Consider the following 12,881-nt stretch of genomic DNA (forward strand, 5'->3'; position numbering starts at 1 on the left):
CACCCGATCCAGGCGATCCGGGGCGGGCCGGCCCTGGTAGTCAAGACCAGGAGACGGTCAGGGATTGCGGGCCGGGACACCTTTGATCGTGTGCCGCGTCGTTGAGAATCAGCCTACTGGGATGACAGGATGTTGCTCAGCACGCTGCGATGATGCCGGAGTGGCGCCGTTTCTGTGAACGACGTCGCCCTTGGTGCGGTTCGCCGAGTCGAACCGGGCGGACGAGATCGGCAGGTAGCCGATCTCGCCGACGGCTCCGGTCGCTCTGGTGCCACTCATCGCCTACGCCGGTGCCGATGCCGACGGCGGCCACCGCGAAGCCCTGGAGTCCGCGTCCGCGCCCGGACCGCTGCTCGCCCAGCGCGCAGACGTCGGCGTCGTTGTCGTTGTCGTTGTCGTTGTCGGCGGCGTGCCAGGGCCCTGGCACGCTATCTGCCGAGGTTCTCCACTTCCACCGGGTCGATCCCCTCGGCCGCTGGTAGTTCGAAGCCGAGCACCTGCCCGTAGAAGGACAACTCGGCGTCCAGGGCCCGGCAGATGTTCGCCCCGAGCCGAAAGCCATGCTGCTCGCCGTCGAACAGCAAGTAGGCCACGGGCACACCCCGCCCGCGCAGGGCGTCGACGATCAGCCGGCTCTGGCTGGGGGGCACCACGGCGTCCTCTGAGCCCTGAAGTACGATCACTGGCTTGGTGAGGTCGGCGATGTGAGTGATCGGCGAGCGTTCCACGTAGACGTCGCGACGTTGCGGATAGGGCCCGATGAGCCCGTCGAGATAGTGGCTTTCGAACTTGTGCGTGTCCCTCACGAACGCCTCCAGGTCGGCCACGCCGTAGCGGTCGGTGCCTGCGGCGAACGGGGTGTCCTTGTGAGCCAGCGCCGCGAGCGCCGTGTAGCCGCCCGCGGACCCGCCGCTGATCGTCAGCCGCGCTCCGTCGACGCGTCCGCGCGCGGCCAGCCATGACACCGCAGCCATGCAGTCCTCCACATCCGCGACGCCCCATGCGCCCCTGAGCGCATCACGGTAGCGGCGCCCATAACCGGTCGAGCCGCGGTGGTTGACGTCGACGACGGCGAACCCGCGGCTCGTCCAGTACTGGTAGCTCGTCTTCAACGATGAGTGCCCCGTGCCGGTGGGGCCGCCGTGGACCTGCACGCGTACTGGGGGGAGTTGCCCGTCCGGCCCGGTGAACCCGGGATTGGTGGGCGGGTAGAACAGCGCATGTGCTTCAGCGCCCGCACCTGTCGGGTAGGTGAGGTGTTCGGGCACTGACAGGTATCCGAGCTCGATGCCGAATTCGGGCGGCCGGCGCAGGACGGTCAGCTCTCCGGTAGCCGGGTCGAGCCGGTAGATCCCGGCGGCGGACGTGGGGGTGCCGCCGACGAACACTACGGCGTTACCGGCAGCACATAGCGCCGACAGGGCGGTGAAGGGCTGGTCGAGGTCGCGGATCGTGCCGTCGACAGTGCGAACGGCGAGCCCGTCGCGTCCGTCGCGGTAGCGGGCGAAGACGACGGTGCCGTCCTCGAGCGTCGCCGAACGGGACATTCCGAGCTGCCAGGCGGCCACCCCGAGGTCGGCACCCGTGTGCACTACCGGCTCGACGCCGGTGTGCGGCAGCCAGCGGTAGAGGTTCCACCAATCGGTGCGGTCGGACAGGAACGACAATGCACCGTCGGGTTGCCAGCGCGGCTCGCCGACCGATTCTCCGCGCCCGCCGGCGACAACCGTCTGCGCGCCGGTCGCGATGTCGCGCACCAGCAGTTCGACGTCGTCCCAGGGCATGCTCGGGTGGTTCCACTGGAGCCAGGCCATCCGTGCGCCGTCCGGCGACAGACGCGGCGCCGCGACGAAGTCGGGTCCGCTGACCAGGACCTCGGGCTCGCCGACGCGATCGGCGGCGATGCGCACGATCTCGTTGCGCACGCCGGTGGCGCCGGGCCCGCCGTGACACTCGCGCACACAGACGATCGACGTGCCGTCGACACTCGTGTCCCCGTCGGCCCAGCGGTCGGCGCGCGGTGTGGCGGGCGGCGCCGTGATCGGTACCGGCACCGCGCCCGGCCAGAGCCGGTAGAGCCGTTGATCTGCCCAGTTCGCGAACCACAGGACGCCGCCGCGCACCCACCATGCCCCGCCCCCGTACTCGTGCACGGCGGTGCGCGCACTCATCCCGGCAGGGAGCAGGTCGGTGAGGGTGCCGTCGGGAGCGCGGCGCACGATTTGGACCCGGCCGCCCTCGGCCGGCCGGGCTTCCTCCCAGACCACGGCGTCGCCGTCGACGAACAGACCGCCCAGGCGCACCGAGTCCTCAAGGACAAGGGCAGAGGTGATCGGGCTGGACCACGAACCAAACGGTGCAACAGTCACATCATCGACCATGATGGGTCCCATCGTTTCATCGGGTGATCTACTCGGGTCCCGCCTGCCGGCGGTGCCTGCTCACAAGGCCGTTCGAAGCTCCCAGGCCAGCCCGGTGGCGCGGGAGCACGCCACTTTCGCCGCGGCCGGATCGGGCGCCTCGGACAAGAACACCAGGGCGAGCATCACGGCGGCGTCGAGACGGAAGATGAGCTCGGCGGCTTCTGAACGGCGGTAGTCGCCAGCGACCGATCGGTAGCCCGCTTCCAGTTCGTCACCGGCGATGTCACCGATCTGCCGGGAGCGGGCGAGTTCCAACAGCACCGGGCCCACGAGGCTGTTGCTCCAGTCCAGGAGCACAACGGGTCGCCGGCTTGATCGGCGAAGATTCGCCGATCGGACGTCGAGATGGAGGAGGTGACCATCATCTGCCACTTCCAGCAGTGCGGCGGCCATCTCCTCGACGGAGGGAATGGGTAACGACTCACCGGTGATCTCATTGAACACGAGAGCGCGCCGGTTGATTCGGTGCGGAATGAGTCGGCTCGCCGGCATACCCTCCTGCGCGGAGGTGGCGAACTCCGGCGGCGGCACTTTGTGGAGGGCCGCCAAGGCGCGCCCGACTTCGTAGCCTTCGACCGGCTCGGCGTCGGACTCGATGTATTCGGAGATCATGAAAGGGTGGCCGTCGAGTTCATCGACGACGAATGCTCTGGGCGCCTGCGAGAACCCGTGGTGGTGCAGGTGGGCAGCGAGCCGTTGCTCCTGTCGGAACAGCGTCGACAGCTCGACACCCGGATCGTTGACATTGTCATAGGAAAGATTCACCGGAAGTTTGACGACGACCTGGCCGTATTGCTCCGAAGTCGCCCTCCAGACTTGGGATTCCAATCCGCGAGCCAGGATCCGCACCGAGCTCAAGCTGTGCAACCGAGCCACCACAGATACCATCGGGCCGCCGTCCAGCTGACGTGCAGCCCCGTCATCTGTACTCATGTCGCCTCCTGGTCGTTTTGCCAGCTGTCCATCTCCATCTGATTGCGGTGGGCGACAAGTTCCGTCATCCCTCGGCAGTCACCGAAAACCTTGAAGAAGGTATGCAGCGGACGGACCTCGCAGCCTCGCGCGACTTTAGCGCGATAGGTCTGGGTGCCGAAGCGTAGCTCGTTACAGCCCCGTATCAGGGCTCGCCGTATGCGTTCATAGTAGAACATGTTGAAGTAGACGAACGCGCCGTTCCTTCTGGATCCGTAGATCGCCGCAGTGGATCCGCCGCCGGGTTCGGCCACCAGGCCCATGATGCCGACCAGCTCCCGTGTCGCGTCTCTTGCGAAAAGGAACTCCATTCCGGGAAAGAACTCCTGGGTTCGCTCGATTCTGTTCCGGATGCGACCTCGTACGTTTGTCCAACCGTAGCGCTCCTGGTGGGCGACGATGAGATCCTCGGCCTCGGTGGTCAGATGCTCGATGGCGTCGGACGACAGCTCCATGCCCTGTTCGGAAAAGATGCGGATCTCGTGTCGGACGGTACGGCGGCGTTGACGAGGCAGCCGCTCCAGGTACCCGGAAAAGCCATCGACACCCTGCAGGCGCAAGAGAGTCTCGCCGGCGAACACTGCCTTGAAGTAATCGGTTTCCGTAAAGGCCGCCTCCAGTTCCGGCCAGCGAGATTCCTCGAAATTGAAGAAGGCGATTGCCTGCGCGCCGTTCGCGACCGCCTCTGATTCCAGGTGTGAGATCAGGTGGCTGAGGGCGCCTTTCGGCAGGTGGTCCTTCGCGACGACGCCTGGAAGATGTGCGCTGCCTATTGCGCACACGTATGTCCGGCCGATGCTGTCGCCAAGGTGGGATGCCAGCGTCGATTGCTCCCCTGCGCCCTTTGCCAGTAGTTGACTGTCCAGCCGAAACGACACATCCGTCTGATTCCGATCGATGATCATGCAGGCGGCCGCTGCCAGGGCTTCGCATCCGTCATCGTCGACCAGGAAGTGATAGCGGTGAGTGTCGGCGATGCGTCCGTGTTGCGACCGCAGCCACGCAGTCGACATCTGCGCCGGCTTTCCCGCGCTGAGAGTCTTCCACATCTGTTCGAACTCGCCCGCGAGAGATGGAGTGGTCAGGATTCGCATATCGGCGACCGGTGGTCGGTGATGGTTGAGTGGCGGGCAACGGTGACCATTCAGTCGGCCTCCTCGAGAGGTACCGCAGTGAGCTGTCATTGTGGCTGATCGACAACCGGCAGGGCAGTCGGCGACCTGGCCGGCACAGCGTGGCGTTGTGCCCAGCCGATGGTGAGCGGCACGGCCAGGCCGGTCAGCAGGAAGAGCGATCCGACCACGTACCAGCCCTGGCGTCCCCCGTTGATGCAGAGTGCGATCAACAGGCCGGGACCAACGGCATCGGCGAGACTCGAGCCGAGCCCGAACAAGCCGAGATACTGACCGGTCGCGTATTCAGGCGCGAGGGCGAAGGAGACTTCGAACCCTCCGGCGCAGTGCCACAGCTCGCCGATCGTGTGAACCACGACCGCCGTCATCAGCAGCGCGGCGGCCGTCCATGGAGCCAGTCCCGCAGTCAGCGAGATCAGCGAGCACGACAGGAGGAACGCTGTGCCCGCCCGCCGGTAGGCCGCGCCACCTGCCGCGGGCGTGTCGACGTTCCGGCTCGCCCGCACCTGGAACAGGATGATGATGACCGTGTTGACGATCACCGTCCCAGCCGTCAGCCAGTGCGGCGCTGTTGTGAAGGCGAACAGCCACAGCGGGATGGCGACAGTGAGGACCTTGTACTGGATGGACATGATGCCCTCCAGGACGGTCATCAGGATATAAGGCACATCGCGAAGGGCTACCCATCCCGCAGATCTGCCGTGCGGGACGGGGACGGGCTCAGAAGCCGGTAGGAAGAACATGAAGGCCGCGGAGCCGGCGAAAGCGATCACGTTGGCGACGACGAGGAGAGTGTAGGCACTGTGCGTGCCGACCGTGACGATCCAGCCTGCGAGAAGCGCGCCGAACGACATCCCCAGGTTGGTGACGGACCGAAGATAGGCGCGAAATCTCTGTGGGCTCTCACCTCCGTGGCCTCTGATGAGCAGGCTGCGTGCGGCGAGCCCGGCGGCTTGCCCGCTGTTGGCCAGGCACACCGTGATGAGGAAGATCCAGAAGCTGTGGGCCAGAAGGAATCCGGCTGTGGCCGCGGCCCGGATCACGAGGGTGACGACATAGATGTCGCGGCCGCCGTAGCGGTCGGCGAGGCGGCCGCACCCGATCCCGGCGAACAGCGCGACGACCCCGGCGGCGCCGAGGCCGAAACCGACTTGGGCCGTTGGCAGGTGGGCTGCCTGGGTGAAATACAGGACGCCGGCTGTGAGGTACAGACCACCGCCGAAGCTGTTGACCAAGTCCGATGCCGCCATCACGCGCTGCGGGCTGGTGTCCGGGATCAGCTGACGCACCGCGAGCCGCTCCGCGTGGTGCCGGGCGCGCCGATGCCAGTCGCCTCCCGTGGCGGAAGTGGCGGGCTCCCCGCATCGATCCGCTCGGGCAACGTACGTCTCCAGGACGCGGCCAGCCATCGCTCGTACTCGGGTCCGACCGGGGTGTCCACGACCAGACACAACGGCTCGATGATCCGTCCTGGACCGCCGGCCAGGCCGCCGTGGAGCATGGTGAGGTTGTGGCCGAACAACAGGTCGCAGTGCTCGCCGGGGGCGAGTACTTCCCAACGGCGCCGGAACCGGTCCCAGGTCAGGCCGGTTGCCATGAGCACCTGATGACAGAACAGACGCGCCGCCTCGCCCTCACACTCCCCGCAGGCACAGCGCCGGGTCAGCGGGACGCCGGCGGGATAACGGCGTCGTTCCTCCTTCGTCATCACGGCCTCTCCGTGGTGGAAGGACAAGCCGTGCCAGAGCGGCTCCTCCAGACCCAACATCGCCCCGAACGACGGATAAGCACAGCCGTGCTCAGGCTGACGCTTCAGCGCTCGGCGCAAATTGTCGCCGATCCAGCGTGCCGCAGCGGCCTGACGGTCGTCCCCGATGTCGATGCCACGCCGGTCGAGTACGTCGTCGATGACGCCGAGCCAGTCGTAGTACGTGGTGACGCTCAGCCCCTCTCCCACGTCGGAGAGGAAGATGCCCTGATACATCTTGTGGGCGGGAGTGGTGGTGTAGCCGGAGTCACCGAATTCCCGCCAAGCGGGATCCCAGTCGGGCGCGTCCTGGAGACTCGGTGTCAGATACGAGCAGTGTTGTCCGTCGTGATGGGGCAGCAGAGTCCGCGTGGAGAAGCCCTCGGGCACGTGCGTCTGCTGCGGCCGGTCGACCTCCAGCCGCATCTGCGCCGGGGCGCCACGGGCGATCAGAGCTGCGCGGATTCGTTCGGCCAACGTCGTCGACAGCCTGCGGCTCTCCTCGACGCCCAGCCGTAGTCGGCCGATGCGGAACACCGCGAAGCCGAACCGGTGGATGGCGTCGACGGATGCGGCGGCCAGGTCGTCCAGCCTCTGCTCGCGTCTGTCCCGCGGCCCGGAGACCAGAGCGGTGCAGTCGAACTGAGCCTGTGCGGGGGTGAATTTCACTGGTGCTCCAGGGGTCGCTCGGAGGCACTGTCGGACCAGGGCGCCAACTCCGGCGGCGCGCACTCGGTGCGGAAGAGGAACTCGAAGAGCAGGCGTGCCACGATCTGCGCGGTCGCGCCGGACGGGTCGTAGCGGGGCGCGACCTCCGCCACGTCGAAGGCGCCCACAGGAAGGGCCCGGAGTTCGTCATAGACGTCGAGAAGGTGGCCGATGCCGAGTCCGCCCATGGTCACATGACCGGTGCCGGTCGCCGAGGAGCTGTCGATCACATCGATGTCGAGTGAGACGTAGACCGTGTCGCATCGCGAGCCGAGTTCCTCAATAAGGGGACGAAGCGATGCGGCGGCCCCGTCCCTGATGATCTGGTAGCCCGGCACGGCGTGGAAGCCACGGTTGATCAGTTCTTGGTACTGGTCGTACTTGGTCACGTCGCCGACACCGACGAAGGCCATGTCCTCCGGGCGCATCTGGGGGATCTCGCTGATCCGGCGGGAGTTGGAGCCGTGGTATAGCGGCCCGTGCAGCGCGCTCCAGTTGCCGAAGTCGAAGTGATGGTCGATGTTGATGAACCCCACTCGGCCCGCGCCGCGATCGAGCCGTCCGGCACGGAAGCCGGCGAACGTGGGAAAAGTGCACGAATGATCACCGTTGAGGAAGATCAGACGTGGCGCAGACTGGCTCAGCCGGCGGCTCTCCGCCGCGACCGCTTGAAAAGTCCGCACGGTGTCCGTCGGATAGACGTGCAGGTCGCCTGCATCTGCGACCTGGGGAGCGCGGTAGCGGAAGGTCTGACCGGTGCGGGTGTCCAGCATCCGCCACTGGCCCAGACTGGTCAGATAGCTGGAGAAGACCAGGCTTGCCTGGCGGACTGCCCGGGGCCCCTCAGCGGCTCCTGGCCGCGAGCTGGCGGTGGCGTCGAAAGGAACGCCCGAAACCAGCCAGCCGTCCTCTCCCACGTCCATCCGGCCGGCGGCAAGGGCAGGGGCGCCGAAGAGCGTCGCGATGCCGGCCCAGCCCGGCAGCGGGTCCTGCTCGAAGTCCTCGGCCTTGACGCTGTTCTGCAGAGTTGCGAAGTCGGGGAGCTCAGCCATGTCACCTCTCCTGAGCAGTGGTCGTGACAGCGGTGATCGGGGCACGGATGATGTCGTGTGCCGTCGCGATCTTTTCTTGGAACGCGTTCCAGCTCGCTTCCGGAGACAGGTGCTTGGGCCGGTAGACAACCGGCGCGTCCTCCCTCCACTGGGCGTAGTCCCAGTTGAATATGCGCTCACGCAGCCTTGAGAAGTCCGGAGTGAGCGGATAGGGAACAAAGTTGTAGAGGTTGAACAGCCACAGCGCCGAACTGTTCTCTCGCATCCAATCGACGGTCTCGCCGTGCGCGGCTTCCGTTTCCTCGTCGAGCCCGCCCATCATGTTGAGCACGACCTTCAAGCCGGCGTCGCTCAACGTGTGAATCCTGGTGGTGTAGTGGTCCAGGCCGCGTGAGAGTTTGTTGAGTCGTTTGAGCATCTGGGAGTCGGCCGACTCGAAGCCGAGTTCCACGGCGACCACGCCCAGCTCCAGCATGGCCTCGACGATCCAGTCCTTCACCTGCATGACGTGTGTCTGCACGATGAACCGGTAACCGGGCCGGTCGCGGAAGACGTCCAACAAGTTGGCGACCGCCTCACGCGACTGGCCGAAAGTCTTGTCACCGATATAGAAGAGCCGAGTGTCCGGGAACCGGGCGGTGAGTTCGTCCACTTCCCGCCTGAGGGCGTCCTTCGCCACGAGGGTGAGCTGCTTGCTCCAAGCGTCGCCGCAGAAAGAGCACTGGTACAGGCATCCGTGGCTCGCATTGAGCCTCAGCAGCGGAACTTGGCCCTTGTAGTCGCCGAGATGGCGGTATTCCGGTGCCCAGGTGATCTGCTCGGACGCCAGCCCGGGCAGCAGAGGCTTTTCCAGGCCCCCACCCGCTCCGGAGGCGAGTTCCGCGAGTCTGCGGACGAGGGTGGCGTCGAGTTGGCCGCGGTGTACCGCGTGGACGGCGCCGTCCGGGGCGAGCGGGGCCATATTCCCGCCGAGGACGACACGGCGTCCGGCGTGCTCCAATCGTTTGGCCACGTCCAGCGCCAGGCGGAAGTTCTGGGCGAGCGGTGACATGAGGACCAGATCGCCGGAGGCCGTCGCCTCCAGCAGCGCTTCGGAGCAAACATCCGGCTCCGCCGGCGTCTTTGACAAGTCACAGAAGACGGAGTCGATGCCTGCGGTGTCCACCAGGGCGGTGAGGTGGGCGACCCACAACGGCATCTCCCACAACCCGTCGGAAGGGACGAAGTACTCGGGGAGCACCGCCCGGAATCTCCGGTCGTAGTCGTCGTAATAGCTCGACAAGTTCGGGTCCGGGTTATGGCTGGAGGGAAATGGAAGTTGAACTATGCAGCTCATGGGCATGGTCGTCTCCTTCGACGATGGCAGGGAATCCTCGAAGTCGAAACCGTCAGCTGGACTCATGGAAGGGGCCGCACAAAGGCATCCCGCTCGCCGACGGAGAAACAGCCTTACGGGCACGACTAGAGGTCTGCCTGACGGTAAGAGGATTCAATCGACGCGCGCGGTGGCCTGCGTACCGAGGTCGAGGATGATGCGAAGCGCGGCCACCTCGCGGTGTCGGCGTGGAAGCTCTCTCAGCGCCTGAACGATCCGGTTCAGCCCTCCCCAGGCCTACCTGGTGTGGATCCGCCGAGGCTTCGCCTTCGCCGAATTCGGCACGCGCTTCGGCGTCTATAAGGCTACGGACATCTCTCGCGGGAATGCGGTCCGGAAAGGCTCAGTACTCGGGCGGGTCGAACGAGGTCACCATCAAAGGGCTCGATGCCGCATGCCTTGCCGTGCGCGGAGATCGCGCTGGTCGTAGCCATCGGACTGGTCCCTTCATGACGACGGTCAACGAATATGGCTGACCTATCCCGGAAAAACCCCTCTCGCGGAACCGATCCGCAGCGCACCCGCCTCAGGGCACGGGTCTCCAACGAGGACAAGAGGCTGGATCAAGCTCCCCTCATCGTCCAACCCACCGGGGTGAGCCGGCATCACCCGATTAGGGTGATAAATGCCTATGACTCCACCTGGCACGCCGGCCACTGTCCGCGTCAGGGTTCGCCGCCCGAGCTCCCCGCTCTGAGACCCATGCAGGTAGCGCACTTTGCCCGCCACGTATCGCACCATGACGCGACCCGGCCACTCGTCGAGCGATCCATCCCCAACGAGCATCGGAATCTCAGGGGCAGGAAAGGCGGCGCAGGCCCGCGTCGCCGCGATCATCGTCGGATCGACCAGAACGACCAGGCCGTCCCGTGAAGTCTCGATCGTTTCGACGACTAGAGACACCCCGTAGTGCGCGAACGCCGGCGCCATACACGCCAGCCACCCCTGGACGAACTCCTCGGCCAAATCCCCGCCGTCCGCACCGAACGCGATCCGATTGAAGGGAGCGGCAACGTCGTCCAGTCGGCAACTCGCCACCGAAGCCTCGAACACGGCCGGGTCCGGCCCCTCCGGTGGCAGGTCGCCCTCGTCCAGGACTACGACGTCGTAGGCGTCATGAACATTGTGAATGGAGTCCAGCAGTGAAAAAGAAGGCGGCGGCTGTCGCCGTCGTCGCGGCGTATTCGTCTGGAGCCATCGGGAACGAACGTATCCGAATTCATTCCCGGACGGTCCGAAGTGCTCATCGCGCACCAGAGTGCCGACGCGTGCAAGACCTACATCACGAGCTCCGTCCCGCCAAGGACTAAATGACCCGCATCGCGACAGCCAGACGGGGCCGGCACCCCAAGGTGCCGGCCCCGTACCGGTCGGACCGCCGTAGCCCGTCACGACGTTGCATTGGTAGTCACCGCCGCGGGCCATGAAGATCCCGTAGTTTCCGTCCACCATGTCGTTCAGTCCGGCCTGGGTGGTCGGAGTCTCGAACGGCGAGGCGTTGCCGTACTTCGCGGGGTTGCCGGCAAAATCGATCACGCTGGCGAGGAACGGTCAATGGGGGTTAGCCGCACGGCGGAGAAACGCCAGTTCAGCGACCTGCAGTCGCGGACCGCGTTGCTGCCGAAGCCGTGCATGGCGTTCGCTGCCGTGCGTTGAGCGCGTACTACGGGCTACTTCCGGCCCCTAACTGGCCCCCAAAACGTATCAAGGGCCTCAATCCGATCCCTCGGATTGAGGCCCTGACCTGCGACGTTACCGTCGGGCTGACAGGATTTGAACCTGCGACCCCCTGACCCCCAGTCAGGTGCGCTACCAAGCTGCGCTACAGCCCGCCGCCCGCATCTGCGGGCAGGAAGACCATACCGCACCCGGGGCCTGTGAATCACATCGGTTAGCGTCCCCCGGGGTGGCGCGTCGTCCTGCTTTCCGCGGGCTCGCTTTCTGCGGCGTCGGTTCCCGTGGTCTTACTTCTTACGGTCCTTGTTCTTCTGCCGGACCTTGACCGAGATCTGGATCGGGGAGCCGACGAAGCCGAATTCCTCGCGGAGGCGGCGTTCGATGAAGCGGCGGTAGCCGGCTTCGATGAAGCCGCTGGCGAACAGGACGAAGCGGGGTGGGCGGGTGGCTGCCTGGGTGCCGAAGAGGATGCGGGGTTGTTTGCCGCCGCGGAGGGGGTGGGGGTGCTCTGCTACCAGGGTGCCGAGGAAGGCGTTGAGTTTGCCGGTGGGGACGCGGGTTTCCCAGCCTTCCAGGGCTTGTTCCAGGGCCGGGACGAGTTTGTCTACGTGGCGGCCGGTGCGGGCGGCCAGGTTGACGCGGGGGGCCCAGCGGACTTGGACCAGGTCGCGTTCGATTTCGCGTTCCAGGTAGTAGCGGCGTTCCTCGTCCATGAGGTCCCACTTGTTGTAGGCGATGACCAGGGCTCGGCCGGCTTCGGCGACCATGGTGATGATGCGGAGGTCTTGTTCGGTCAGGGAGTCGCTGGCGTCGACCAGGACCACCGCTACTTCGGCCTTCTCGATGGCGCCTTGGGTGCGGAGGGAGGCGTAGAAGTCGGCGCCGTAGGTTTGGTTGACGCGGCGGCGGATGCCCGCGGTGTCGACGAAGCGCCAGGTCTTGCCGCCCAGTTCGATCAGTTCGTCGACCGGGTCGCGGGTGGTGCCGGCGGTGGCGTCGACGACGACGCGTTCCTCGCCGGCCAGCTTGTTCAGCAGTGAGCTCTTGCCGACGTTGGGCTTGCCGACCAGGGCCACGCGGCGGGGGCCGCCCATCAGCTCGCCGAAGCGGACCGCCGGGGTCTGGGGGAGGGCCTCCAGGACCGCGTCCAGGAGGTCGCCGGAGCCGCGGCCGTGCAGGGCCGAGACCGGGTGGGGCTCGCCCAGGCCCAGGTTCCACAGTGCCGCGGCCTCGGCCTCCGTGCGCTCGTCGTCCACCTTGTTCGCGACCAGCACCACCGGCTTGCCGGCCCGGCGCAGGACGCGGACCACCGCCTCGTCGGTGTCGGTGATGCCGACTGTGGCGTCCACCACGAACATCACCGCGTCGGCGGCGTGGATGGCCGCCTCGGCCTGGAAGGCGACGGCCTTGGCCATGCCCTCCACGTCCCGCTCCCAGCCGCCGGTGTCGACCAGCGTGAAGCGGCGGCCGTTCCAGTGCGCGTCGTAGGACACCCGGTCGCGGGTGACGCCGGGCACGTCCTGCACCACGGCCTCGCGGCGGCCCAGGATGCGGTTGACCAGCGTGGACTTGCCGACGTTGGGGCGGCCGACGACGGCCAGCACCGGCAGCCGGACACCCTCGCCCTCACCGCGTTCCCAGTCCTCCGAGTCGAGTCCTTCGGCGTAGGCTTCGTAGTCGAAGTCCTCGTCAAAGTACCCCTCGGCGGTGACGGCGCCGGTGTCGGCGACGTCGCCGGGAGTGTAGTCCTCGGTCTCGGGCTGCATCAGGGATTCCTCGTGTCTTCAGTGGAAG

10 protein-coding genes and 1 tRNA gene are annotated in these 12,881 nt (G+C 66.4%); all 11 read right to left on the reverse strand.

The annotated features are described in order from the left end of the window. Positions 1-136: 136 nt before the first annotated feature. The 11 genes from KGQ19_RS06120 to der all read right to left on the reverse strand — a co-directional run bounded on the left by KGQ19_RS06120 (position 137) and on the right by der (position 12,853). Positions 137-427, reverse strand: a complete 291-nt coding sequence (locus KGQ19_RS06120; RefSeq protein ID WP_212008084.1) for a hypothetical protein — start codon at positions 425-427, stop codon at positions 137-139. A 1-nt stretch (position 428) separates the two neighbouring features. After that, complete coding sequence (locus KGQ19_RS51750; RefSeq protein ID WP_212008085.1) at positions 429-2,369, reverse strand: S9 family peptidase; 1,941 nt, start codon at positions 2,367-2,369, stop codon at positions 429-431. A gap of 72 nt (positions 2,370-2,441) precedes the next feature. Further along, the gene (locus KGQ19_RS06130; RefSeq protein WP_212008086.1) at positions 2,442-3,356 is read right to left on the reverse strand and encodes a phosphotransferase family protein; all 915 of its coding nucleotides are present in this window, start codon (positions 3,354-3,356) and stop codon (positions 2,442-2,444) included. Then, positions 3,353-4,489: a peptidogalycan biosysnthesis protein gene (locus KGQ19_RS06135; protein WP_212008087.1), complete on the reverse strand. Its 1,137-nt coding sequence runs from the start codon at positions 4,487-4,489 to the stop codon at positions 3,353-3,355. Before KGQ19_RS06135 ends, KGQ19_RS06130 begins: the two co-directional genes overlap by 4 nt. 86 nt (positions 4,490-4,575) lie before the next feature. Continuing rightward, positions 4,576-5,817 (reverse strand): MFS transporter, encoded by a 1,242-nt coding sequence (locus KGQ19_RS06140; protein WP_212008088.1) that lies wholly within the window; start codon positions 5,815-5,817, stop codon positions 4,576-4,578. After that, positions 5,805-6,944 carry a hypothetical protein gene (locus tag KGQ19_RS06145; RefSeq protein WP_212008089.1) on the reverse strand — a complete coding sequence of 380 codons (1,140 nt, stop codon included), beginning with the start codon at positions 6,942-6,944 and terminating at the stop codon, positions 5,805-5,807. Before KGQ19_RS06145 ends, KGQ19_RS06140 begins: the two co-directional genes overlap by 13 nt. Continuing rightward, positions 6,941-8,035, reverse strand: coding sequence for an arginase family protein (locus KGQ19_RS06150; RefSeq protein ID WP_212008090.1), 1,095 nt, complete (start codon positions 8,033-8,035; stop codon positions 6,941-6,943). The genes KGQ19_RS06145 and KGQ19_RS06150 overlap by 4 nt, the downstream gene beginning before the upstream one ends. 1 nt (position 8,036) lies before the next feature. Further along, positions 8,037-9,377 (reverse strand): B12-binding domain-containing radical SAM protein, encoded by a 1,341-nt coding sequence (locus KGQ19_RS06155; RefSeq protein ID WP_212008091.1) that lies wholly within the window; start codon positions 9,375-9,377, stop codon positions 8,037-8,039. A 510-nt stretch (positions 9,378-9,887) separates the two neighbouring features. After that, positions 9,888-10,946, reverse strand: a complete 1,059-nt coding sequence (locus KGQ19_RS06160; protein ID WP_212008092.1) for a hypothetical protein — start codon at positions 10,944-10,946, stop codon at positions 9,888-9,890. 222 nt (positions 10,947-11,168) lie between these two features. Then, a tRNA-Pro gene (locus KGQ19_RS06165) sits at positions 11,169-11,242 on the reverse strand. A 132-nt stretch (positions 11,243-11,374) separates the two neighbouring features. Continuing rightward, the gene (gene der / locus KGQ19_RS06170) at positions 11,375-12,853 is read right to left on the reverse strand and encodes a ribosome biogenesis GTPase Der (protein WP_212008093.1); all 1,479 of its coding nucleotides are present in this window, start codon (positions 12,851-12,853) and stop codon (positions 11,375-11,377) included. Between the last annotated feature and the right edge of the window lie 28 nt (positions 12,854-12,881).

It is taken from the genome of Catenulispora pinistramenti (assembly GCF_018274385.1).
GTDB lineage: Bacteria > Actinomycetota > Actinomycetes > Streptomycetales > Catenulisporaceae > Catenulispora > Catenulispora pinistramenti.